This window comes from Yersinia rochesterensis, from assembly GCF_003600645.1.
GTDB lineage: Bacteria > Pseudomonadota > Gammaproteobacteria > Enterobacterales > Enterobacteriaceae > Yersinia > Yersinia rochesterensis.
In genome coordinates, this window is record NZ_CP032482.1 from 2,875,824 (window position 1) to 2,900,956 (window position 25,133).

Below are 25,133 nucleotides of genomic sequence, written 5' to 3' on the forward strand. Positions count from 1 at the left end.
GGGTGAGCGAGTGTAGCTAACAACCCTACAGCTTCAAGTACAAAGGCTTTAACGGGTTTTTCGCACCTTATCGCCATAATATCGCAGCATCTGGCGCAAAGTATCCAATGTGACTGGCTTAGATAAACAGTTATCCATACCGGCTTCAATACAGCGCTGTTTACCTTCCGCCAATGCATTGGCAGTGACACCGATTACTGGGAAATTATGATTCAGTTGCCGCAAGCGCTGTGTCAGACGATAACCATCCATATTCGGCATATTCACATCAGTCAGCACAATATCAACTCTATTGGCACTCAACACTGCCAAAGCATCCAACCCATCATTCGCCGTTATGACCCGATAACCTAAGGTCGTCAGCTGATCAGCCAATAACCGCCGATTAATCGGATGGTCATCCACCACTAGGATTTGCAGATCATCATTATCATCCTGATTGGTTTTCACTGGTGGTAACGCAAGTGGTGCTTCTTCAACTAGTTGCGGTTCCAGCAATATACGGTCCAATAACGGGATAATTTCCAGCAATGTGGCGGTACTCAATAGCCAATAACCGGGCCGTGTTTCTTGTGGCAAACCAATATGATCAATGGATATCTGAATCCAGGTCGATAATGGCGCGTTTATTTGTGGCAAGTAATCACAAATAAGCACTTGATCCTGTAGCGTTTGCTCATTGCTATAGCGTTGAATAGTGGCACCGAAATGGCTTAAAAGATCGAGTAAATAGCTTTCCAAGCGGGCATTGCGAATATCCAACCACAATATTTTTCCTTGCCAGCGATCACTCTCCGGCAAAACTGCATTTTGGGCCTGATACTGATTTTCTTTCAAATACAAAGGAATACGAATAGCAAAAATGCTGCCTATTCCCAGTTCAGAAACCACCTCGACATCGCCGTCCATCAAGTTGATCAATTTCTCACAAATTGCCAACCCTAAACCGGTTCCTTGGAAATGGCGCTGCACCCCGGTTCCTACCTGGAAGAAAGGATCAAATAACTGATTTATCTCACGTGAGTTAATACCCACACCGGTATCCCGCACACGGAATTCCAGATAATAACCGCGCACCCTGACTTGCAAAATAATGCAGCCAGTATCGGTAAATTTAATAGCGTTATTCAGCAAGTTAGAAATAACTTGTTGCAGACGAACTGCATCACCCACCATCATCCGTGGAACATTCGGTTCAATAAAACAGTACAAACCTAAGCGCTTCTTCACCACCAGCGGTAAATAGTTCGCCGTGATATGTGTTATTACCTCGACAGTAGAAAATTCGCTCGGCTCAATTTTCAGTTGCTCAGATTCTATTTTAGAGAAATCGAGAATATCACTGATAATTTTGAGTAGTAGTCCGGACGAATTGTTCATTGCTGTCACCAGCCGGTCAACCCCCTGTGGTAACTCTTTAGTTTGTAATAAATCGAGATTGCCGATAATGCCATACAATGGGGTGCGCAGCTCGTGACTGACGGTCGCCAAAAACATGGATTTCGATTGGCTGGCCTGCTCTGCCGCCGCCGCCATTTCCTGCAATGACTCTTCCATTTTCACTCGTGAACTGACATCCACCAGCACACAAATCGCCACATTTTCATTACGATAGCGGGAGTGAACAAAGCTGATTTGTAGATTGTTATTATTACTGGTCATCACATCAACAAAGTTTGCCTGCTGCTCACAAATAATGCGGGTAATACGTTCACGATCCTCATTTGTCAGTAAATTAATATAGTTATGCGCTAGTTCGTTACTGAGGATATTGGTGCCATCGCTAATGCGTAATATAGAAATACCCACCGGCGCAGAAGCAACAATTTTACGGTTAAATTGTTCATGTTCTTCCAGCCGCAAAGCATTATCTTCAGCCGGATGGAACATTTTCCGTTCAAATAACCAGGCCAGAGTGAATATCACCACAGCAGATAATGCATTCAGCAATAATGCATTAAAAATTAATAGCTTGAATATGTCTATTATGGTTCTGACCGGCAAGGAATAAGCAATACTGAGAGGGGACGGCAGTAAGTTCTTTTTCAGAATCAGATAATTATAATCATCTACATAACCGAAATAAGAGGCTGAATCAGGATAATCATCCAACATTGAAGCGTAGCGCTCCCCAGTTGCCAGGCGCAATACAGGCTCATTACTTTCATCCAGCAAAGTCACACCAACGGGTAATGGTCCAGGAGAGATGAAATCCTCCAGCCGGATAGTCTGTTCTGTCCCCACCAATGCTTCTAATTTATTCCCCACATAAAGCGGGCTTAGCACATATAAAGTGCCAATTTCAGGCCGCACACCGGGAACAACCCAATACAGTGGGCTGTCTTTATCCTGATTATTTACCTCACGATATTTTGCAATGTGTTCATTCAAAGACTTGAGCAGACTCTCTTGATCCATCGGAACATTTCGAATGTCGAAATCCACCATACACATGGTGTCGCTGCCAATAAAAAATATCCGATTAAGGTCATAGGCGGCTGCAAAATTCTCTTTCCAATACAAGATAAGGTTGCTGAGAGAATCTAATGATGAGTGACGGGATGCATTAAGTGTGGTGCAATCGGCCGCTGAATTAAGTGGGTAATATTTGGGCGTAGCGTTATTTTTAATAAATGCGCCAGCCGCGATATCACTGCTCGCTGTATTGTGGTTTAACCTGTTTTCCGCCATATATTTGATATCACGGATAATATCGGAAGAATGGCGAATGTAACTCTGTGCTAAATCGAAGTTAGTATTATATTCCTGACGAATATCAGATTTTTTCTCGTTAAGGATGTTCAGGATATAAAAAGTGGTCAGCAGTGCGCCAAGAGACCATAACATGACGGCCAATACCCGAAATAGGTAACGGGAGATTTTCAGTGTCGTGCGAAATGAAGAAAGATATTTCAATCTGATACCATGGTGAAAGCATCGCCTGGCAGGCTGCGTGGTCTACAGAATACACTACCCATGACGCATAAAAAAGCCAGCTCGTAAGCTGGCTCTTGGTTTTGACAATGAATCAGTATCAACAACGCATTATACGTTGTCGTCCTCGTCTTCACCGTCTTCTGCTTCGTCAGCAACATCTTCATCTTCCGGTGTGTTCAGCGCAGTCTCTTCTTCACTGCCCTCTTCACCTTCTAATGATTCGCCATCAAGGATTTCATCGTCCTCTTCCGGCTCTGCAACACGTTGCAGACCGACGACATGTTCGTCTTCAGCGGTACGGATCAGTGTCACACCCTGGGTATTTCGGCCCACGACGCTCACTTCAGATACGCGGGTACGCACCAATGTACCGGCATCGGTGATCATCATGATCTGGTCGGTCGGTGCCACTTGCACAGCCCCAACAACCTTACCATTACGTTCACTGACTTTAATGGAGATAACCCCCTGAGTCGCACGCGACTTAGTTGGATATTCTTCCACTGCGGTACGTTTACCATAACCGTTTTCAGTCACTGTCAGGATTTCACCATCACCTCGTGGGATGATAAGAGAAATAACCCGATCGTCGCCATTGAGGTTGATACCACGTACACCGGTCGCAGTACGGCCCATAGAACGAACCTGCGATTCAGGGAAGCGAACCACTTTACCCAATGCGGAGAACAGCATCACTTCATTGCTGCCATCGGTCAGATCGACACCGATCAGCTCATCGCCTTCATTCAGGTTGACGGCAATAATACCGGCACTGCGTGGGCGACTGAACTCGGTCAGCGCAGTTTTCTTCACAGTACCGCTGGCGGTAGCCATAAAGATGTGACGGCCTTCTTCATATTCCCGCACTGGCAGAATGGCGGTGATTCGCTCATTTGGCTCAAGCGGCAATAAGTTGACGATCGGACGACCACGCGCCCCACGGCTAGCTTCCGGCAACTGATAGACTTTCATCCAATAGAGGCGGCCACGGCTGGAGAAGCACAAAATAGTATCGTGGGTATTGGCGACCAGCAGGCGATCAATGAAGTCTTCTTCTTTGATACGGGCAGCTGACTTACCTTTACCACCGCGACGCTGAGCTTCGTAATCAGTCAGAGGTTGATATTTGACATAACCCTGATGGGACAGTGTCACAACCACATCTTCCTGATTAATCAGGTCTTCGATATTAATGTCAGAGGTGTTCGCAGTGATTTCTGTACGACGCGCATCATTATATAGCTCTTTAATAGCCACTAACTCTTCGCGGATAACTTCCATCAAGCGCTCTGGGTTTTCCAGAATAAAGATCAACTCACCAATGACGGTCAGTAGCTCTTTATACTCATCCAGCAGTTTTTCATGCTCCAAACCGGTCAGTTTCTGCAAACGCAGATCCAAAATGGCCTGAGCTTGCTGCTCGGTGAGATAATACTTGCCGTCGCGGATCCCGAACTCTTCTTCCAGCCATTCAGGGCGGGCAGCATCATCACCGGCACGTTCCAGCATCGACGCGACGTTGCCTAATTCCCATGGGCTGGCAATCAGGCCAGCTTTCGCTTCGGCTGGTGTTGCCGCACGGCGAATCAATTCGATAATCGGATCGATGTTAGCCAATGCAATGGCCAGCGCTTCAAGGATATGCGCGCGGTCACGTGCTTTACGCAGTTCAAAAATAGTCCGGCGCGTTACCACTTCACGGCGGTGGCGAACAAAGGCGACCAGGATGTCTTTCAGGTTAAGCAATTTAGGCTGCCCTTGAGACAGAGCCACCATATTGATACCGAAAGTCACCTGCAATTGCGTCAGAGAGTAGAGGTTATTCAGCACCACTTCCCCGACCGCATCGCGTTTGATTTCAATCACGATGCGCATGCCGTCTTTATCAGACTCATCACGCAATGCACTGATGCCTTCAACGCGTTTTTCTTTGACCAGCTCGGCTATCTTTTCAATCAACCGCGCTTTGTTCACCTGATACGGGATCTCGTGAACAATAATGGTTTCACGGCCAGTTTTAGCATCAGCTTCGACTTCAGCACGGGCGCGAACATAAATCTTGCCGCGACCGGTACGATAAGCTTCTTCAATACCACGGCGACCATTGATAATCGCAGCGGTTGGAAAATCTGGCCCAGGGATGTACTCCATCAACCCTTCAATGGTGATGTTTTCATCTTCGATATAGGCCAGGCAGCCATCAATAACCTCAGAAAGGTTATGCGGCGGAATATTGGTTGCCATCCCGACGGCAATACCTGACGAGCCGTTAACCAGCAAGTTAGGAATTTTGGTCGGCATTACGGCAGGAATTTGCTCCGTACCGTCATAGTTAGGCACGAAGTCGACGGTATCTTTTTCTAAATCCGCTAACAACTCGTGAGCAATTTTAGACATACGGATTTCGGTATAACGCATCGCCGCGGCGGAGTCGCCATCAACGGAACCGAAGTTTCCCTGCCCATCCACCAGCATATAGCGCAGTGAGAACGGCTGAGCCATACGCACGATAGTGTCGTAGACCGCGCTGTCACCATGCGGGTGATATTTACCGATAACGTCCCCGACTACACGGGCCGATTTTTTGTATGGTTTATTCCAGTCATTACCCAGTACATTCATCGCAAACAGTACGCGACGGTGAACGGGCTTCAGTCCATCCCGGACATCTGGTAATGCACGTCCGACAATAACGGACATCGCGTAATCCAGATAGGAGCTTTTCAGCTCTTCCTCGATGTTGACCGGTGTTATTTCTCTGGCAAGGTCGCTCATTGAGCCGCTATCCCTCTACTAATTACCGGATTTAAAGGTACGAAACTATATCACAAAACCCTGATTTTGGCGAAACTACATAATGATTGTCGAAACTACTATTACTGCATATCGCCGCATGCACGCCTTATAGACAAAACTGCGCCAATTGACGGGGAATATGTATAATCTGCGCAAAGATATAAAACAGAGAGAACTCGCCATGTCTATAGATACCACCGCCCCCCATCGTCAAGTTGTTGAACAGATAAACGTCGATGAACAAGAAATTGCTAAATTTGAAGCAGTTGCCTCCCGCTGGTGGGATTTAGAAGGCGAGTTTAAGCCTCTCCACCGTATTAACCCGCTGCGTCTTGATTACATTTTGCAGCGCGCTGGCGGTATTTTCGATAAGAAAGTGCTGGATGTGGGTTGCGGTGGCGGTATTCTGGCTGAAAGCATGGCGCATGAAGGTGCTCAGGTTACCGGGTTGGATATGGGCTATGAGCCACTACAAGTTGCGCGGTTGCATGCATTGGAAACCGGCACCAAACTCGATTATGTTCAGGAAACGGTTGAAAGCCACGCGCAAAAACACCCGCAATATTACGATATGGTGACCTGCATGGAGATGCTCGAACACGTCCCAGACCCTTCTTCGGTTATTCGCGCCTGTGCACAATTGGTCAAACCCGGTGGGCATGTTTTCTTTTCGACTATCAACCGCAATACTAAATCCTGGCTAATGGCGGTGGTCGGCGCTGAATATATATTGAAGATGGTGCCCAAAGGCACCCATGACTCGAAAAAGTTTATTCGCCCATCAGAACTTATCGGCTGGGTTGACCAAACGCCACTGCGCGAACGCCATATTATTGGCTTGCATTACAACCCGATAACAGACCATTTCAAGTTGGGCCGCAATGTTGATGTGAACTATATGGTGCACACTCAACGGGATGAAGAATAACCCCATCAAATGAGTGTATAAAAATCAAGCAATACCCAATATATTTCGCGTTGTAGCAAGGCAGCAACAGAACGCATCCCCAGGATGCTTAGTCCACTAAGTGACTGGGGTAAGTAAGGGCTGCCAACACCGCTACAGCGTGAAAGAGGAAGGGGATTTTTCTAATGTTTAATAAACCGGCAAACGATCAAATTTTTAAGATTTTCAGTAAAATCTTATCCCCTAGAGTGATGGGAGGTGAGCGCCAGTAATGGCGCTGCCTGTGAGCCTTTCGTAACAATTCACCCCCAAGTTATCCACACAATATAGCGGTTTTGTTCACTTGCCAAAAGTCTCAATACTCACTATCTTGTTATCTATCCACTACCCACCCCCTATATATTGTGTTTACATACTGAACAACACACTACGACCTCAATGATTATTTCAGTCATGGAGAGCGTTAATTTGCGTTGTGCAGACACGAAGTCAGGGGAAAAAAGGTCACGAATACATGAACCAAAGTCTACTTGTTACTAAACGCGATGGCAGTAAAGAACGCATCAATCTGGATAAAATCCACCGGGTCATCGACTGGGCCGCGGAAGGTTTACATAACGTCTCAGTATCTCAAGTAGAATTGCGTTCACACATTCAGTTTTATGATGGTATTAAAACCGCTGATATCCATGAAACTATCATCAAAGCTGCCGCAGATTTGATCTCGCGCGACGCACCGGATTACCAATATCTGGCGGCGCGTCTGGCTATCTTCCACCTGCGCAAAAAAGCCTATGGTCAGTTTGAACCACCAAAATTATTCGCCCATGTGACGAAAATGGTGGATATGGGTAAATACGACAAACATCTGCTGGAAGACTACACCGCAGAAGAATTCGAACAGATGGACACTTTCATCGACCATTGGCGCGATATGAACTTCTCCTATGCTGCGGTTAAGCAGTTGGAAGGCAAATATTTGGTGCAAAACCGCGTCAGCGGCGAGATCTATGAAAGTGCCCAATTCCTGTACATTCTAGTTTCCGCCTGTTTGTTCTCTAACTATCCGCGCGAAACCCGGATGGATTACATCAAGCGCTTCTATGATGCGATTTCTACTTTCAAAATCTCATTGCCGACGCCAATTATGTCCGGCGTGCGCACCCCAACCCGCCAGTTCAGCTCTTGCGTGTTGATTGAGTGCGGCGACAGTCTGGATTCTATCAATGCCACCTCCAGCGCCATTGTGAAATATGTGTCACAACGCGCCGGTATTGGTATCAATGCAGGCCGGATCCGGGCGCTGGGTAGCCCAATTCGCGGCGGCGAAGCTTTCCATACCGGTTGTATTCCGTTCTACAAACACTTCCAAACTGCGGTGAAATCCTGTTCACAGGGCGGTGTACGTGGCGGTGCAGCTACGTTGTTCTACCCAATGTGGCACTTGGAAGTTGAAAGCCTGCTGGTTCTGAAAAACAACCGTGGTGTTGAAGGCAACCGCGTGCGTCATATGGATTACGGCGTACAAATCAACAAACTAATGTATCAGCGCTTGCTGAAAGGCGAAGACATCACCTTGTTCAGCCCGTCCGATGTTCCGGGCCTGTATGACGCGTTCTTCGCCGATCAAGACGAATTTGAGCGCCTTTATGTCAAATACGAGCAAGACAGCAGCATCCGCAAGCAGCGCGTGAAGGCGGTCGAGTTATTCTCTCTGATGATGCAAGAGCGTGCTTCCACTGGCCGTATCTATATTCAAAACGTGGATCACTGCAACACCCACAGCCCGTTTGACCCGAAAGTTGCGCCAGTGCGCCAGTCAAACTTGTGTTTGGAAATTGCCTTGCCAACCAAGCCGTTGAATGACATCAACGACGAAAATGGTGAAATTGCGCTCTGTACTTTGTCGGCATTCAACTTGGGTGCCATTGACAGCCTTGATGATTTAGAAGATTTGGCCGTGTTGGCCGTGCGGGCGCTGGATGCCCTGCTCGATTATCAGGATTACCCAATTGCCGCAGCACAGCGTGGTGCTATGGGCCGCCGTACCTTGGGTATCGGTGTGATTAACTTTGCTTATTATCTGGCGAAGAATGGCGTTCGTTACTCCGATGGCAGTGCCAACAACCTGACTCACCGCACCTTTGAAGCTATTCAGTATTATTTATTGAAAGCCTCCAATGCGCTGGCCCGTGAGCAAGGCGCTTGCCAGTGGTTCAACGAAACCACCTATTCACAGGGTATTTTGCCAATTGATACCTATAAGAAAGATTTGGATGCCATCAGTGACGAACCTCTGCATTACGATTGGGAAACGCTGCGTAAGGACATCCAAACTCACGGCCTGCGTAACTCCACGCTGTCAGCGCTGATGCCTTCCGAGACATCCTCGCAGATCTCCAATGCCACTAATGGTATTGAGCCGCCGCGTGGATATGTCAGTATCAAAGCCTCGAAAGATGGTATTCTGCGCCAGGTTGTTCCTGAATATGAGCGCCTGAAAGATGCTTATGAGCTGCTGTGGGAAATGCCAAATAACGATGGTTATTTACAGCTGGTAGGTTTGATGCAGAAATTCGTCGATCAGGCGATTTCAGCCAACACTAATTACGATCCGACCCGCTTCCCGTCTGGCAAAGTGCCGATGAAGCAGTTGCTAAAAGATTTGCTCACCACTTACAAATTTGGCGTAAAAACCCTTTACTATCAAAACACCCGCGATGGTGCTGATGATGTGCAAGAAGATATCCAAAGTCAGCCGGGTGATGATGACTGCGAAGGCGGTGCATGTAAGATCTGATTTTGAGTTAAGGCCTGCGCGATGATAGCCAATACATTCATCGCGGGGCCTCTTCATTTGCCCCTGAGGAAATCATGGCCTATACCACTTTTTCGCAAAATAAAAACAACCAATTACTCGAACCCATGTTTTTTGGTCAACCCGTCAACGTGGCGCGTTTCGACCAACAAAAACACGCTATTTTCGAAAAGCTGATTGAGAAACAACTCTCATTTTTCTGGCGTCCGGAAGAGATTGACGTCTCCCGCGATCGTATCGACTACAACGCCCTGCCAGATCATGAAAAACACATTTTTATCAGCAACCTGAAATACCAAACATTGCTGGATTCTATTCAGGGACGTAGCCCTAATGTGGCCCTATTGCCGCTGGTTTCCATTCCTGAGCTGGAAACCTGGATAGAAACCTGGTCGTTTTCTGAAACTATTCACTCGCGCTCTTACACTCATATCATTCGCAATATCGTTAACGATCCTTCGATTGTTTTCGATGATATCGTGACCAACGAAGAGATCCTCAAACGCGCAAAAGATATCTCAGGGTATTACGACGATTTGATTGAGATGACCAGTTACTACCATCTGCTGGGAGAAGGTACCCATCAGGTCAATGGTAAAACTGTGGTGGTCAATCTGCGTGAGCTGAAAAAGCAGCTTTATCTGTGTGTAATGAGTGTTAATGCGCTGGAAGCTATCCGTTTCTATGTCAGTTTCGCCTGCTCCTTTGCCTTTGCCGAGCGCGAACTGATGGAAGGCAACGCCAAAATCATCAAAATGATTGCCCGCGATGAAGCCCTACATTTGACGGGCACCCAGCATATTATTAACTTAATGCGCTCAGGTGAAGATGACCCGGAAATGGCTGAAATTGCTGAAGAATGCCAGCAACAATGCTATGACCTGTTTGTTCTGGCCGCGCAACAAGAAAAAGAATGGGCAGAATACCTGTTCCGTGACGGCTCAATGATTGGTCTGAACAAAGAGATCCTGTGCCAATATGTGGAATATATCACTAATATCCGCATGCAAGCGGTCGGGCTGGGTGTGCCATTTAATACCCGCACCAACCCGATCCCATGGATCAACTCCTGGTTAGTGTCTGATAACGTGCAGGTTGCACCGCAGGAAGTTGAAGTCAGTTCTTATCTGGTCGGCCAAATTGATTCAGAAATCAGTGCTGACGACCTGAGTGATTTCGAGCTGTAATTGATGAAGCTTATACCCAATAGATTTCGAGTTGCAGCCAGGCGGCAACTGAATGCATCCAAGGAGTTGAGATAACTCAATGACTTGGGTAAGTGATGGCAGCCAACACCGCTGCAACTTGAAAGATGACGGGGATACTGTGAAGTTGAGCACCACCGGTGCTCAACTTACCCCACCAGCGAATAGCCGCAACTTGTTAGAAACACTTGAACACCATCAGGTACAAATCGAATACCAATGCCGCTCCGGTTATTGCGGTTCTTGTCGCCTGCGTTTGCTCAAAGGCGAAGTCTGCTATTCGCAGCAACCTTTAGCGTTTATTCAAGCCGGCGAGATTCTGCCCTGTTGCTGTCAGCCAAAGGGCGATATTGAAATCGAACTTTAATATTCCCGTCATACTTCAAGCTGCAGGGGTGTTGGCTGCCTTCGTTCACCCCAGTCACTTACCAGTATAAGCTCCCGGGGGTTTGCTCAGTTGCCGCCTTCCTGCAACTCGAATTATTTAGGGCATAAAGGAATCTTCCCTCGAATCGGATTTCACCTATAATCAGCTAGTTGAATAGATGATATTTTTGCATCTGGAATCAAAATCATAGGGACAAAAGATGAAAAGACTGTCAATCGCAATAACTAGTCTGTTAATGGCAGCATCGGCCAGCACTATTGCCGCTACAGAGCCGCCGCTTAATCAGCAACAGCCGTTAGAGAAGATTGCGCCTTATCCGGCGGCAGAAAAAGGCATGAGCCGCCAGGTCATTTTCCTCGATCCACAAGAAGATGAAAACAATTTCAAAGTTGAATTACTGATCGGCAAAACTATTGAAGTTGACTGCAACCGCCATATGCTCAGTGGCAATCTGGAAACCAGAACTTTGTCTGGCTGGGGTTTTGATTATCTGGTGATGGATAAAATCTCAGAACCGGCCTCCACCATGATGGGGTGCCCAGATAACACCCGTCGCCCGCAATTTATCGCCGCTAATCTGGGTGATGCCGCCATGCAGCGCTACAACAGCCGCCTGCCGATTGTGGTTTATGTGCCGCAAGGTGTTGATGTGAAATACCGGATTTGGCAAGCTGGCAATGAAGTCAGAAATGCGCAGGTGAAATAAACCTCGCGAACACCGGAAAAGGCTGACGCGGCCTTTTTCGGTGTTGTGCTACCGCCCGCAGTAAAAACTACAGAATTTCAACCACTTCCAGCCAACCGTGTTGACCACAAACCGCCCCTCCTTTCAGCCAACGGCGCAGCATATCTAATGCCAGCATGGCGCTGCTTTCTTGGCGGATGCGCAAACTATGGCGACTTGCCTGATAAGCTACCGTCTGGGCAAAAGTCCCATCAGGGGTATGCAGTGCCACACTCAGGCGATCGTTTTGCATGGCGCTCACTGCTAACACCACCTGAGCACCACACAGCATTGATAATGACTGCGCACGGCCAGCAACCTCATTTAATGACTCCTGGCAATGCGCCGGTAATAACTCGCCCCCAGCCAAAGGTGCAGCGGCGCTTTGTAACTGCCAATGCAACAACCCACCGGTAAATTGTTCACTGACGGCTAATAACAGCCCGCGTTGAGTCAATTGTTCACTCAACAATGCCGGTAAGCCCCGCGTACCTTCGAATATGATGCTCTCACCCGCGACCGCCTTGACCTGTTGCCAGATTTCCTCCATCGCCGCTTGCTGCGAAGCTGGCCCGGTTAGCTTCAATTCAATAATGGGGGCGGATGAGCGATAGCCTAGCACCGCGCCGTCCGGGAGTAGCAGTGAATCTAACTCAAGGGCCAAATCACTTTCCGAGCGGCCAAAGGTGGTCATTCGCAAACATAATGGCGGTTCAGCCACATCAAAATGTTGACGTAAGCGTGGCATAATCTGCTGCTCAACCATCACTTTAAATTCTGACGGCACACCGGGGGTGAAAAACATCAAACATTTATTGAGCCGTAAAGCAAAACCACACGCGGTTCCGACCGGGTTATCCAGCATTTCGGCATTGGCCGGAATATGCGCTTGTTTACGATTGGTCGACGACATTACCCTGCCGCGCTCTTTAAAGAATGCTTCCATCCGCGCAATCCATTCCGGATGCTCGATAAGCTCCGTTCCGGCTGCACGCGCCGCTGCCAAAGCACTTAAATCGTCACTGGTCGGCCCAAGCCCCCCGTTAACAATCAGCACATCAGCCACCTGGCTCCGCTCCGTCAGCACTTCAATAAGAGACGCGAGTGAGTCACCGACTGTTTCCCGGCTGCTGATTGGCAAACCCTGATTAAATAAATAATCTGCCAGCCATGCGGCGTTGGTATCAATAATCTGCCCATGCAGCACTTCATCCCCGGTACTCAACATCTCAACTCTGATCATTTTCTTCTCCGTCGATGCTTATGCATTCACTTTAAGAAGCCAACCGCATAAACACAATCGTTATCCATTATCAGAATGAAGAACGATGGTAAAAGTCGATATTTCAGCGCCTTAAGAATCGTAATGATAAGTTTACAGTGCGCGTAACGCCGATTTGACACAAATGAGGCAATCCTCTACTCTGCTGCACTTTATCATGCTAATAAATTATCATGTAGTAGAGGAAAGCGTGAAGAATCGCACTCTGGGCAGTATATTTATCGTTGCGGGCACCACTATTGGTGCCGGCATGTTGGCAATGCCACTGGCGGCGGCGGGAGTCGGCTTCGGCGTCACCCTCGCATTATTGATTTTTCTTTGGGTATTAATGTGTTACACCGCATTACTCTTGGTGGAAGTCTACCAGCATGAGGCGGCCGATACCGGGCTGGGCACCCTTGCCAAACGCTATCTCGGTAATCGCGGTCAATGGCTCACTGGTTTCAGCATGATGTTTTTGATGTATGCGCTGACTGCCGCCTATATCAGCGGTGCAGGCGAGCTACTGGCAACCAGCATCAGCCAGTGGACTCAGCAATCATTCCCAACCTATCTCGGTGTATTATTGTTTACACTTGTGGCTGGCGGTGTGGTCTGTATTGGCACCCATTCAGTTGACTTATTTAACCGCATCCTATTCAGCGCCAAAATTATCTTCCTGATAGTCATGCTGTCATTGATGATGCCGCATATCGAAAAAACCAACTTATTGACCTTGCCGCTGGAACAAGGGTTAGCGCTTTCTGCTATTCCGGTCATATTCACTTCATTTGGCTTCCATGGCAGCGTGCCAAGTATTGTTAATTATATGGGCGGTAATATTCGCAAGCTGCGCTGGGTGTTTATTATCGGCAGTGCGATCCCATTAATTGCGTATATTTTCTGGCAGTTAGCGACATTAGGGGCGATATCCTCCCATACCTTTGTCGGAATATTGGCGCAGCAAGCCGGGTTGAATGGGTTATTACAAGCGGTGCGCGATGTGGTGGCTTCACCCCATGTTGAGCTGGCGGTTCATCTGTTTGCAGACTTGGCGCTGGCGACCTCATTCTTGGGCGTTGCATTGGGGCTGTTTGATTATCTGGCTGATTTATTTAAACGCCGTAACTCAGTGCGGGGCCGTCTGCAAACCGGCGCAATTACCTTTGTACCGCCGCTGCTGTTTTCGTTGTTTTACCCCCGTGGTTTTATTATGGCGCTGGGCTTTGCCGCCGTGGCCTTATCTGTCTTAGCCTTAATTCTGCCCGCGATGCTGGCGTGGAAAGCACGTAAAGTCCATCAGGGAAATTATCGCGTCTGGGGCGGAAAACCCGCACTGGCGGCGGTATTTGCCTGCGGCGTGCTGGTCATTGGTATTCAGGTGGGAATTGTTACCGGTGCATTACCCGCAGTCGGGTAATTCAGCGAATAAATACAAAAAGGCGCATATCCTGTCAGGAGTGCGCCTTTTTTTACAGAAAATAGTGTTAAATCAGAAGTTCAGGCCAGCGCCGATATACACGCCATCCGCCAGGCGGTTATCGCGACGCCCTTCTTTACCTTCCATATTAATATAGCGATAGCCGACATCAACAGTCAGCGGGCGGAATACATTCCAGCGCAGGCCGCCATTGGCTTCACTGTAGGATTTCATCCCACTGGTCAATTCTTCCGGCGCGAAATAGCCCTCGCCATATAAGCTGAATGACTTGTTGATTGGGTAAGTTAGCCCGCCGCCAATCGCGACTGCGCCACCACTGCTACCCTCTTCCGGTGACATATAAATGCCTTTCCCGCCGACAGTGGCCATCAGTGGGCCAATAGGTAAATTGAAGCCCAAGCCCATACCGTAGATATCACCGTCATGGTCACTGCGAGCCCAATTACCACTGATGGCTAAACCGCCGGTGTTAGTGCCAAGGCCGAATCCTAAATTGGTGTAATGACGCCCGGTTTCGGCATTAAAACTTATTGCACTGGCGGAACCTGCAACAAACAGCAAGCTAGCTGCACAGGCGATTAAATGCTTATTCATATTGTTCTCTTATGATTCGTGATGTCACCCGTGACCCGCTATTGGCCGACAGATTTTTCCTGTACCAAGTTTAACTGAAAAAAACAGCATGAACACACGTAAAAACCGATTAAATACCACAGTATTTCAAATGATTGTAAGTCATTGTGTGATTGAAATTGGTTATACCCTAAATAATTCGAGCTTCAGGCAGGCGGCAAGTGAGAGAGTCCCGATGAGCTTACTGTGTTGTAAGTGATTCGGGTGACAAATCGGTCGAGAACCGATTTGAACGCTGTTTGCAGCGGCCTCGCAGAGGCGAGGCCCATGGACGGGCCGAGTAACGAAAGTAGCCAACGCACATGCAGCTTGAAGTATGACGGGCATATGCAAACAATGATAACAATAAGGCGTACCTATTTGCCGAATACCACTAATAAGGCTACAACTAGTGTGGAGATCAAGGAATAACTCGCTGATGTTGTTTAAGTTATTATTTTACCAATCAGACTTTTGGCAAAATGTAATGCTTTAAAACACCCGAAAAGCAATCAATTCAACAGAAATACTGGAGAAAATGATGAGCAAAAAGAAAGGATTAACCACCGCAGCGGGCGCCCCCGTCGTTGATAATAATAATGTCGTCACTGCTGGCCGACGTGGCCCCATGCTACTGCAAGATGTCTGGTTCTTAGAAAAACTGGCCCATTTCGATCGTGAAGTTATCCCAGAGCGCCGCATGCATGCTAAAGGCTCTGGCGCTTACGGCACATTTACTGTCACTCACGACATCACGAAATATACGCGCGCAAAAATTTTCGCCGAGCCAGGCAAACAAACTGAAATGTTTGTGCGGTTCTCTACAGTGGCAGGCGAACGCGGTGCTGCCGATGCCGAACGTGATATTCGTGGCTTTGCCATGAAATATTATACCGAGGAAGGCAATTGGGATTTGGTCGGCAATGATACGCCAGTATTCTATTTACGTGACCCATTGAAATTCCCCGATCTGAACCACGTAGTGAAACGCGACCCGCGCACCAACCTACGCAACCCAATTTATAAATGGGATTTCTTCTCTCAACTACCCGAAGCTCTGCATCAGCTCACTATCGATTTCAGTGACCGTGGCCTGCCGAAATCTTATCGCCACATGCACGGATTCGGCAGCCATACCTTCAGCTTTATCAATGCCGCCAATGAGCGTTTTTGGGTTAAATTCCATTTCCGCTGCCAGCAAGGCATTGAAAATATGATGGATGATGAGGCTGAAAAACTGATTGGGGCGGACCGTGAAAGCTCTCAACGCGATTTATATGAAGCGATAGAACGCGGCGACTTCCCGCGCTGGAATCTACAAATTCAAGTGATGCCAGAACATGAAGCATCACAAACCCCGTATAACCCATTCGACCTGACCAAAGTGTGGCCGCACGGCGATTATCCGCTGATTGATGTTGGTTTCTTCGAACTGAACCGCAATCCAGAGAACTATTTTGCTGAAGTAGAACAAGCCGCATTCAACCCTGCCAACGTGGTGCCGGGGGTCAGTTTCTCTCCTGACCGTATGTTGCAAGGCCGCCTGTTTTCCTACGGCGACGCGGCACGTTATCGTTTAGGGGTTAATCATCACCAGATCCCAGTGAACAGTGCCAAATGTCCGTTCCATAATTATCACCGTGACGGCGCTATGCGCGTTGATGGTAACAGTGGCAATGGGGCGACTTACGAGCCAAATAGTTTTGGTTTATTCCAGGAACAACCTGATTTCAGTGAGCCGCCATTGACATTAGAAGGGGCCGCAGATCACTGGAATCACCGCGAAGATACTGATTACTTCTCACAACCTCGGGCGTTATTCAACTTGCTCAGCGCAGAAGAACATCAGCGGATGTTTACCCGTATTGCGGGTGAGTTGTCGCAAATTCCTGAAGAAATTCAACGCCGTCAGATAGCATTATTTACACAGGTTCACCCGGATTATGGTAATGGGGTGAAGAAAGCGCTGGGGTTAAATTAACGTTTTTTGTTTATCACTATTAGGTGGACGGGTTCGGTTAATATCAGTTTTGCGATCAGGTTCGGTTGTTAAAGCAACTGAGTTTACTTAACCTCCTATGAACCAACTGGCAAAGGGGCCATAAGCGTGGCCCCTTATGCAATCCCGCGCTTGCGCGAAATATTGCCCTACGGGTAAACCGCCTGCGTCCTTCGGGCTGACGAGCCAGCGCGATTCGCAATCCATGCTCAAGCGCGCTTTTCGCGGGCGTCCATGCCCGCTCACTCTACCCTCCATCCTTGTCGGCAATATTCCTGAATGCGCTCAACATCAAAAGCCAATTCAAAACCTTGTTTTTAGGTTTTGAAGTTTAAAAGCACATTTGAGCCGCCGAGTGAAGAGTGTAGCAAGGGAAATCCGCCATGGACGGCGGATTTAGGCGTCACGCGGAGGGACCCGCGTAAAGCCGTCCCGCCAGCGAAATGATGAGTGAGGGAACCCACACAGTGGGCTAGCGATACGTGCGCCAGCGCGGGATTCCACAAGGGTGCGCGCCCGCACCCTTTGGCGGTTGAAGCTATGGAAGTTAAGTGAGCCGTGAAATTTTAACAACCGAACCCGATCAATCATCAACCGAACCCAATCACCAATTCAATTCAATTCAATTCATCTTAACCACAAAATCAGCCACATCCCGCCGCGAGACCTTAATCCCACCCTTTTTAAGTTCCGCCGGTAAGCGGTAAAAAGCCACCGGGCGCTGGAATGTCGCCAGTTGTGGTGCTAACCAGTTTGCTAACACGGCATCATCCACGGCCTCATCGGCATCAATCACCGCCACGGGCCGGTGACCAAATTCACTATCAGCAACAGGAATAACAAAAGCTTGCTGCACCCCCGGATACTGCAACAAAACGCGCTCAATATCCTCAGGTTGAATACCCTCGCCGCCGCTGAAAAACAAATTATCCAGCCGCCCAAGAATCCGCAGCTCGCCTTGCTGCCATTCACCACGATCGCGCGTATGGAACCAACCTTCGCTGTCAGTTATGGGTTGCAATTCACCCTGTTGCCAATAGCCCGCAGCCAAGCAATCTGCTTTCGCCCAAACCTCACCCTCAACCAACTTCACTTGCCGCCCTGCTAGCGCCACACCTACACCGGGCATGCCGTCAGCGCGTTTGGCACACAAGGTCGAGGCTAATTCCGTCAAGCCATAACCACACCAGCAACGAATCCCACGAGCTTCGGCTTGCTCGGTCAGCGCAGTCGGGATAGTCGCGCCCCCTAGCAACACCTCTTTCAAGGTGAGCACCGGGTCTGGACTCTCCAATAAACGCCAAAGTTGGGTGGGCACCAGTGAAGCATGGCTGCACCCCACCAACGCGTCAGATAGCGGCATCCCCGCTCGCACCACTAAGCCCGCCCCGGCACTTAGCCAGCGCCAGACAATACCCTGCCCCGATACGTGAAATAGCGGTAATGACAGCAACCAACTGTCATCCGCCGTAAAATTCATCAATCGCAAGACGCCGTGAGCGCTGGCCAGATGGGCCGCCAATGCGTGCACCGCTGCTTTGGGTAAACCAGAGGAGCCAGAGGTCAATGTCATGGTCGCCAGCCGTTGGCTATCCCAGGCAACAAAATCTACCGCGCCATGCTCAGTATTGAAATTCAACGGAATAAAGCTGAGTTGCGCAGGGAGCGGATCAGCCAGATTCAGCATAAAATCAATATTCAACTGTGGCAAAAGTTGCGCCAACAGTGGCTCTGGCAATTGCGGGTTGAGGGGCAATACGCGAGCGCCGCACTGCAAGGCCGCCAGATAGGCCAGCAGCAGTGAATCACTGTTTTTGCCGCGCAGCACTACGCCACAGCCGGGCGTCACTCCCTGCTGTTGAAAACTCGCCGCCAGATTATCAATATCAGCCGCTAATTGTTGCCAACTGATCCGTTGCGACCCCGAGCGAATAGCTGTCGCCCGAGGCCGCAGATTGGCCCAGTATTTCCATGGCGATAAGTATTTCCATGGCGATAAGTGTTGCCGTGGAAATAAATGCTTCCAAGGCCAATCACTTAGCTGTGCCATAGCACGTCCAGTTGATCGTCTGTCAATAGCGGCAGAGTGCTGTCCGGCCACTGACGAACAACTTGCGCCTGCATCAGGTTCAAGGTGTCCAACCCCGGCACTGTTGCTGGGGTTAACCACGCCGCCAATCGGGCCAGTTGAGTCAGCCCCAAGCTCGACTCGATGCTTGAGCTGATAACTGCCACCAACCCCGCTTGATGTGCTTGCTGCACCAATTGCTGGCAACGCGCGATGCTGCCCACCAATGTCGGTTTGATGACAATCGCCACCACACCTGGCTCGGCTTCTACCTTGAAATCCGCCTCGCGCACACTTTCATCCCAGGCGATGGCGATGCCGGTATCACGGGCAAACTCACGGGATTCGGCGCGGGTTTTGCAGGGTTCTTCTAAAAACGCAATGCGGGAGCGCAATTCGGGATTGACATACTTGGCGAAACCCTCGGCTTTGGCCCGCGTCCAACTGCGATTGGCATCCAGCCGCAGTTTCAAATCAGGTAAAGCCTCCAACAGCACATTAACAATCATGCCATCGCGCACCGCTTCATACAGCCCGACTTTTACCTTGGCGACTTTCTCGCCCGGCAAAGCCTGTAGCACCGCGAACAACTCGTCTGGATCGCCAGTACACAGCGGGGCTTTGCGGTAATCCGCCGTCAACGGCAATAATTCATCAAGCTCCGCCAGTGCGCAACTGAGGCCAAAATCCACCGAGGGCAATGAGCTGAGTTCCGGCTTTTCGCCATTTACCCAGCGCTGTAACTCAGTGATAGCGGCGGCTTGCGCCTCTGGCAAGGTTTCCTGGCTGAACTCTGGTAAGGGAGCAATTTCCCCCCAGCCGGTCTGCTCGCCTTGCTGCAATTTCACCAATAATCCATCGCGGCTTTTTAGCCGCTGATGCCGCAGTATCACCCCAGCTTCCATCGGGATGCTATAGCGGTAAAGTGTGGCCGCGCGCATTACGGATTACGCTTGAATTTGCTGAAGTCTGGCTGGCGCTTCTCATTGAATGCATTACGCCCTTCCTGACCTTCTTCTGTCATATAAAACAACATGGTGGCGTTGCCGGCCAACTCTTGCAGGCCCGCCTGTCCATCGCAGTCGGCGTTCAATGCCGCTTTCAGACAGCGCAGCGCCATTGGGCTGTTTTCCAGCATTTCACGGCACCAGCGCACCGTCTCTTTTTCCAGCTCGGCAACAGGCACCACGGTATTCACCAGCCCCATATCCAATGCTTGTTTAGCATCATACTGGCGGCATAAGAACCAAATTTCGCGCGCTTTTTTCTGGCCAACAATGCGCGCCATATAAGCCGCGCCCCAGCCGCCGTCAAATGAACCGACTTTTGGCCCAGTCTGGCCGAAAATGGCATTATCAGCAGCAACAGTCAGGTCGCACATCATATGCAATACATGCCCGCCGCCAATAGAATAACCGGCAACCATTGCTACAATTGGTTTCGGGCAAGTGCGGATCTGGCGCTGGAAATCCAGCACATTCAGATGATGGGTACCACTGGCATCCTGATAGCCGCCGTAGTCGCCACGAACTTTCTGATCACCACCGGAACAGAAGGCTTTTTCGCCCTCACCGGTCAAAATGATGACGCCGATATTGTCATCATAGCGGGCATCAGCCAGCGCCTGAATCATCTCTTTCACCGTCAATGGGCGGAATGCATTACGCACATGAGGGCGATTGATGGTGATCTTGGCGATCCCATCACTGGATTTGTGATAACGAATATCTTCAAACCCGGCAGAGCAATCTTGCCATTCGATGGCGGCATACAGCTGTTCTTCGCTCGGATAAAGCATAGTAAGCATTCCTTTAACGGGATGGTGGTGAAAATGAAGACTGTGATAAAAATGAAAGCACCTGCGCGGCAAATGCGCCGGGGTTCGCCCGATGAGCATTGTGTCCGGCACGAGCCAGAGTGCGTAATGGCAGTGGGTATTGGCGGGCCAATTGCTGGAATTTGTGGTCGCGCTCACCGCACAAATAGGTGTATGGGACATTAAGCCGTTGCAGGGCCGGTAATAACCAAGGTTGATGCCCAAGTGAGGTAGCTTCCAGCATATCAGCCACCGCCGGGCCATGATTATTGGCGCGCTCCGCCACTAATTGCTCGCGTTGTTGCGAATCTAAGTCAGCAAATACCGCCTGCTGATACCAGTCGGTGAGCACTTGTGGCAAAGGTTCATGGCGAAAACGTTGCGCCCATTGGCAATCTTGCTGAAAGCGCGCTTCTCGCAGCTCATCACTTTCCAGCCCAAGGTTGCCCCCTTCGACCAATAACCCTTGCAGACCAACAGGATTTCCATAACAAGCATGAAACATCGCGATTCTACCGCCTAAAGAATAGCCCGCCAGCCAATATTCGCGAATGCCATTAGCTTGCAATGTTTCGCTTAACTGGCGGCTGATATCTTCAAAGCTAGTGGTCGTCAGAGCCACAGAGTTACCGTGGCCCGGTAAGTCGATGAGCAGTGAGGGAATGTCACCGCATAATTCTGCTACGGGCAGCCAATCCTCGCCGCTTCCCAACAAACCATGCAACCAAACTAACCATGGCCCGCTATGTTGCCGCGCCGAGGATTGGGGATGTGGGCTGAGTTTTCGGCATGCCAGCGTCATAAATGAGCCACCTGTTGCGCCAGTTGTTGCAGCGTCTCTGCCCCCTGGCTCGGCGGCACCTGTATTTCAATCAGTGTGACTCCGCCGTGGTGCCAGCATTGTTCTACCTGTTGCTGGAGCATCAGCCAGCTCTCTGGGCGGGCATAACCTAAGCCAAACATCGCGGCGGCATGCTCAAAACTCACATTTTGCGGCATGCAATAAAAACGCTGGCGGTCAGCTTCTGGGGTGGGCAGCAGAGAGAAAATCTGCCCGCCATTATTGTTCACCACCAACAACACCATTGGGGCTGAACTTTGGCGCAATAAAGCCAGCGCATTAAGGTCATAGAGGGCGGATAAATCCCCGACAATAGCCAGCGTCGGCTTGGCGGTGGCGCGCTGGACACCGGCGGCGGTCGACAACAAACCATCAATGCCACTGGCACCGCGATTACTGTAAACCGGGTAGCCCACCGGTAATTGACCAAGCGCATCAATCAAGCGGACAATCAAACTGTTACCGACAAAAAGCTGCCCATTTTCGGGTAATAATTCAGCCAGCAGATGGGCAATCGCCGCCTCACTGAATTGTTCATTTAGCGCCTCGGCGACATGCGCATGAGCATTTTCCGCCCCTATAATTAGCTCGGTAGCCCAAGGGGTTCGGCGCTGTGCTGGATGCTGTTTCAGCCATTCATTCACCGGAGAAATAATTCTGCGCCCACGGTGATTGGCGGGATCAAGGCGGCCCGGTAAGTTATCGACCAGCCAGTATTCTTGCGGCTGGCATTGTTCTTGCCATTTCAACAGGTGCTTGCCAGTCAGGCTGCTGCCAAACTGCAAGACAATCTGCGCCTGCGCCAGCACGCGCTGTGCGCTCGGATGTTCAATCCATAGCTCCGCACAAGGTAGCGGTTGACCGGTCTGTGACAGCACATCGCCAATCAATGGCCAGCCGAGTAATTCTGCCCATTCGGCGAGCTGTTCGCCCTCTTCTGCCGTCATACGCCCGGCAATAATGACCCCGCGCTTTTGACGCCAGAAAAACCAGTCAGCTTGCTGAATTTGCGGCAAATAACCGGATTGGCGCAACCAAGGATGGCAATCTTGCCACCAGTCACCCAAGGTGGCAGACCAATCGGCATAGAGTTGCTCATCACCGCCATAGAGTGGTTCGGCAAACGGGCAGTTAATATGCAGCCCGCCATGGTGTAATTGCGCCATCGCACTGTCGAGGGTGGAAACCAGCCAACGCGCAGGAATATCTGGCGTCGGCCGTGGCAAATTAAGACTTAATGTCGGGTGGCTGGCAAACAGCCCTTGCTGGCGAATGGCCTGATTAGCTCCGCAATCTATCAATTCTGGCGGGCGGTCAGCGGTCAATAAAATCAGGCGCTCACCGGTCAACCCGGCTTCAATTAAGGCCGGATAAAGGTTGGCCGCCGCCGTGCCGGACGTGACAATCACCGCCACTGGCTCAGTGGAAGCTTTTGCTAATCCTAATGCCAGATGCCCTAAGCCGCGCTCATCAAAATGGGTATGGCAAACCAGCGAGGGATTTGCCGCCGCCGCTAAGGTTAGCGGTGTCGAGCGGGAACCCGGCGCAATACAGATATGACGCACACCGTGGCGACTTAACGCCTCCAGTAGCAATGCCGCCCAACGACGGTTAAAAACGCTTGTCGACATGGTTCGCCCAAAAGTCAGTTAACAGACACTGCAATCCCGATAATCAGCATGAGGAACATGCTTTCCTCTGAAAAAGCCCGGAGTGACTGATTAATAGTAAAATTCTTATCATTATCTCCCCAAAACCGGCATAAGAGCCATAATCCGACCACATAGTGAATGCGGTTAATGATTACATTTTAGGATTATAATTTTCATTAGTCAGCAAAGTATGTAACCCCGCCAATTTATTGTTAATTTCTTGCCATTCCTGTTCAGCATCCGAACCGGCGACAATACCGGCACCGGCATACAGATGAATTTGGCTGTCGTCCAGCCATGCCGAACGCAGTGTTACAGTGAATTCAGTTTGTTTCAGGGAGAGGTAGCCCGCCGAACCGGCATACCAGCCACGAGAAAAAGGCTCATTTTCACTAATAAACTGGCGGGCAACATTGCGAGGCAGCCCGGCCACTGCCGCCGTCGGTTGCAGCCGGTATAGGCAATCAGCATCATTGGCGCGGTTAAGCTGCGCATGAATACGGCGGCGCAAATGCTGCACTTTTCGCAAGCGAATAATTTCTGGTGGCATGACATCCACCGCCACCACCCCGCCTTGTAAGCGCTGGCAAATGTCATCAACCACCAGCAAATTCTCGCGCTGATTCTTTTCATCATGCATCAACCAATCAGCCAACGCAGTGGCTTGTGCCGTGTCATTATCATTTGACGTGGTTCCCGCCAACGCTTCGGTTTCCAGATGTTGCAACTGGCGCAAATACAGGCGCTCAGGGCTGGAGCCTAAAAATGCTCGGGAGCCATCAAAGCGCAACATAAAGTGAAAACAGTGATGATTGACCTGCCGACTGGCGGCCATAAAAGCCGCGCAAGAGAGCGGTTTATCCAGCCGCAAGCGGGTCGCCCGCGCCAGCACCACTTTCTCCATTTTTTGTTGCTCAATATTGCCCAAAGCCTGCTGAATAAGGCGGCTCCACTGCGGGTATTCCGGCATATGGCTGGCATTTTCAACCACCACGTCCAATGCAGGCAGGGGTTTGGCGATAACCAGTTGATCAATAAAGGCGATGGCGAGCAAGGCGTCTTGTGCGAGGGAATAGTCACTGACCAGATTAAGAGTCAAATGGGTATTGTTACCGCGCCGCAAAATTTCAATACGCGGTAAAAATAAGAAACTAGTTTGGGTTTGCTGCGGGGCTTCAGCAGCGGGTGTGGCAATATTTGCTGTTTCGGCAATATTTGTTGCTTCGACAATAATAGTGACCGGCTCAAACGCATTCAGTCCCCAAATGCGTAAACCCGCCACAGCACTATGCTGTTGGATAAATTGATCTGCTGATGCTACATCATTAAATTGCCGGGTTTGCCCACAGACGGCAGCCTCTTCATGACCATCGCGATGATGCCAATAGAATTGAGGAAAATGGCCTTGTGCGGCAAGCCATTCAAGCAATTGATTACCCACTTGTCCCGGCGCGGGCAAGATAATTTGCCGAATACCGGCCTGGTCAGGGAAACCGGCACGTAACTTTTGCCGTAATTCGCCCAACAAACCAGAAAGTTGCTTCACGACCACCTCGGCAAATCAACAGAAAGAGTGGGATTATACGGGCCATGAATAATAAGAAAAGTCAGATTGAAAAGTTATTGTTAGTTATCACACTAATTTTTGATGTCGATGCAAATCTTTAC

Annotated in this window: 17 protein-coding genes; 7 read left to right on the top strand and 10 right to left on the bottom strand. The window is 49.7% G+C overall.

The window, feature by feature from the left end:
• Positions 1 to 48 precede the first annotated feature (48 nt).
• Together rcsC and gyrA are read right to left on the bottom strand one after the other, a co-directional pair.
• Positions 49 to 2,916 carry a two-component system sensor histidine kinase RcsC gene (gene rcsC, locus DXZ79_RS13375; protein ID WP_038631887.1) on the bottom strand — a complete coding sequence of 956 codons (2,868 nt, stop codon included), beginning with the start codon at positions 2,914 to 2,916 and terminating at the stop codon, positions 49 to 51.
• 129 nt (positions 2,917 to 3,045) lie between these two features.
• The gene (gene gyrA / locus DXZ79_RS13380; RefSeq protein ID WP_038631885.1) at positions 3,046 to 5,712 is read right to left on the bottom strand and encodes a DNA topoisomerase (ATP-hydrolyzing) subunit A; all 2,667 of its coding nucleotides are present in this window, start codon (positions 5,710 to 5,712) and stop codon (positions 3,046 to 3,048) included.
• A 202-nt stretch (positions 5,713 to 5,914) separates the two neighbouring features.
• Here gyrA and ubiG point away from each other — a divergent pair, with 202 nt between their 5' ends.
• The 5 genes from ubiG to eco all read left to right on the top strand — a co-directional run bounded on the left by ubiG (position 5,915) and on the right by eco (position 11,757).
• On the top strand, positions 5,915 to 6,661 hold the full coding sequence (ubiG, locus tag DXZ79_RS13385; RefSeq protein ID WP_038639428.1) for a bifunctional 2-polyprenyl-6-hydroxyphenol methylase/3-demethylubiquinol 3-O-methyltransferase UbiG: 747 nt from the start codon (positions 5,915 to 5,917) through the stop codon (positions 6,659 to 6,661).
• Between the two features lie 493 nt (positions 6,662 to 7,154).
• Positions 7,155 to 9,440 (top strand): class 1a ribonucleoside-diphosphate reductase subunit alpha, encoded by a 2,286-nt coding sequence (gene nrdA, locus DXZ79_RS13390; RefSeq protein WP_038631883.1) that lies wholly within the window; start codon positions 7,155 to 7,157, stop codon positions 9,438 to 9,440.
• A 74-nt stretch (positions 9,441 to 9,514) separates the two neighbouring features.
• Positions 9,515 to 10,645 carry a class Ia ribonucleoside-diphosphate reductase subunit beta gene (nrdB, locus tag DXZ79_RS13395; RefSeq protein ID WP_038631881.1) on the top strand — a complete coding sequence of 377 codons (1,131 nt, stop codon included), beginning with the start codon at positions 9,515 to 9,517 and terminating at the stop codon, positions 10,643 to 10,645.
• 79 nt (positions 10,646 to 10,724) lie between these two features.
• Positions 10,725 to 11,030, top strand: a complete 306-nt coding sequence (gene yfaE / locus DXZ79_RS13400; protein WP_042562392.1) for a class I ribonucleotide reductase maintenance protein YfaE — start codon at positions 10,725 to 10,727, stop codon at positions 11,028 to 11,030.
• Between the two features lie 220 nt (positions 11,031 to 11,250).
• On the top strand, positions 11,251 to 11,757 hold the full coding sequence (gene eco, locus DXZ79_RS13405; RefSeq protein WP_038631879.1) for a serine protease inhibitor ecotin: 507 nt from the start codon (positions 11,251 to 11,253) through the stop codon (positions 11,755 to 11,757).
• 67 nt (positions 11,758 to 11,824) lie between these two features.
• Here the strand turns inward: eco and DXZ79_RS13410 are convergent, their stop codons facing one another.
• Positions 11,825 to 13,018, bottom strand: coding sequence for a nicotinamide mononucleotide deamidase-related protein YfaY (locus DXZ79_RS13410; protein WP_038631877.1), 1,194 nt, complete (start codon positions 13,016 to 13,018; stop codon positions 11,825 to 11,827).
• A 229-nt stretch (positions 13,019 to 13,247) separates the two neighbouring features.
• On the opposite strand from DXZ79_RS13410, the gene tyrP reads away from it, so the two are divergent.
• Complete coding sequence (gene tyrP, locus DXZ79_RS13415) at positions 13,248 to 14,456, top strand: tyrosine transporter TyrP (protein ID WP_038631875.1); 1,209 nt, start codon at positions 13,248 to 13,250, stop codon at positions 14,454 to 14,456.
• Positions 14,457 to 14,528: 72 nt separating this feature from the next.
• On the opposite strand, the gene DXZ79_RS13420 is transcribed toward tyrP, so the two are convergent.
• On the bottom strand, positions 14,529 to 15,071 hold the full coding sequence (locus DXZ79_RS13420; protein ID WP_038631872.1) for a YfaZ family protein: 543 nt from the start codon (positions 15,069 to 15,071) through the stop codon (positions 14,529 to 14,531).
• Between the two features lie 559 nt (positions 15,072 to 15,630).
• Between DXZ79_RS13420 and DXZ79_RS13430 the strand changes: the two genes are divergently transcribed.
• Entirely contained in the window at positions 15,631 to 17,070 is a 1,440-nt protein-coding gene (locus tag DXZ79_RS13430) for a catalase (RefSeq protein ID WP_172667598.1), read from the top strand.
• A gap of 640 nt (positions 17,071 to 17,710) precedes the next feature.
• On the opposite strand, the gene menE is transcribed toward DXZ79_RS13430, so the two are convergent.
• From menE to DXZ79_RS13465, 6 genes are all read right to left on the bottom strand, one after another.
• Positions 17,711 to 19,138, bottom strand: a complete 1,428-nt coding sequence (gene menE / locus DXZ79_RS13440; protein WP_120011331.1) for an o-succinylbenzoate--CoA ligase — start codon at positions 19,136 to 19,138, stop codon at positions 17,711 to 17,713.
• A complete protein-coding gene (menC, locus tag DXZ79_RS13445) occupies positions 19,126 to 20,097 on the bottom strand; it encodes an o-succinylbenzoate synthase (RefSeq protein WP_038631866.1) in 972 nt (323 codons plus the stop codon). Before menC ends, menE begins: the two co-directional genes overlap by 13 nt.
• Positions 20,097 to 20,954: a 1,4-dihydroxy-2-naphthoyl-CoA synthase gene (gene menB, locus DXZ79_RS13450; protein ID WP_038631864.1), complete on the bottom strand. Its 858-nt coding sequence runs from the start codon at positions 20,952 to 20,954 to the stop codon at positions 20,097 to 20,099. Before menB ends, menC begins: the two co-directional genes overlap by 1 nt.
• 13 nt (positions 20,955 to 20,967) lie before the next feature.
• Positions 20,968 to 21,774, bottom strand: a complete 807-nt coding sequence (gene menH, locus DXZ79_RS13455; RefSeq protein WP_038631862.1) for a 2-succinyl-6-hydroxy-2,4-cyclohexadiene-1-carboxylate synthase — start codon at positions 21,772 to 21,774, stop codon at positions 20,968 to 20,970.
• A complete protein-coding gene (gene menD / locus DXZ79_RS13460) occupies positions 21,771 to 23,444 on the bottom strand; it encodes a 2-succinyl-5-enolpyruvyl-6-hydroxy-3-cyclohexene-1-carboxylic-acid synthase (protein ID WP_038631860.1) in 1,674 nt (557 codons plus the stop codon). The genes menH and menD overlap by 4 nt, the downstream gene beginning before the upstream one ends.
• 172 nt (positions 23,445 to 23,616) lie before the next feature.
• On the bottom strand, positions 23,617 to 25,011 hold the full coding sequence (locus tag DXZ79_RS13465) for an isochorismate synthase (protein ID WP_050291324.1): 1,395 nt from the start codon (positions 25,009 to 25,011) through the stop codon (positions 23,617 to 23,619).
• Positions 25,012 to 25,133: the final 122 nt, after the last annotated feature.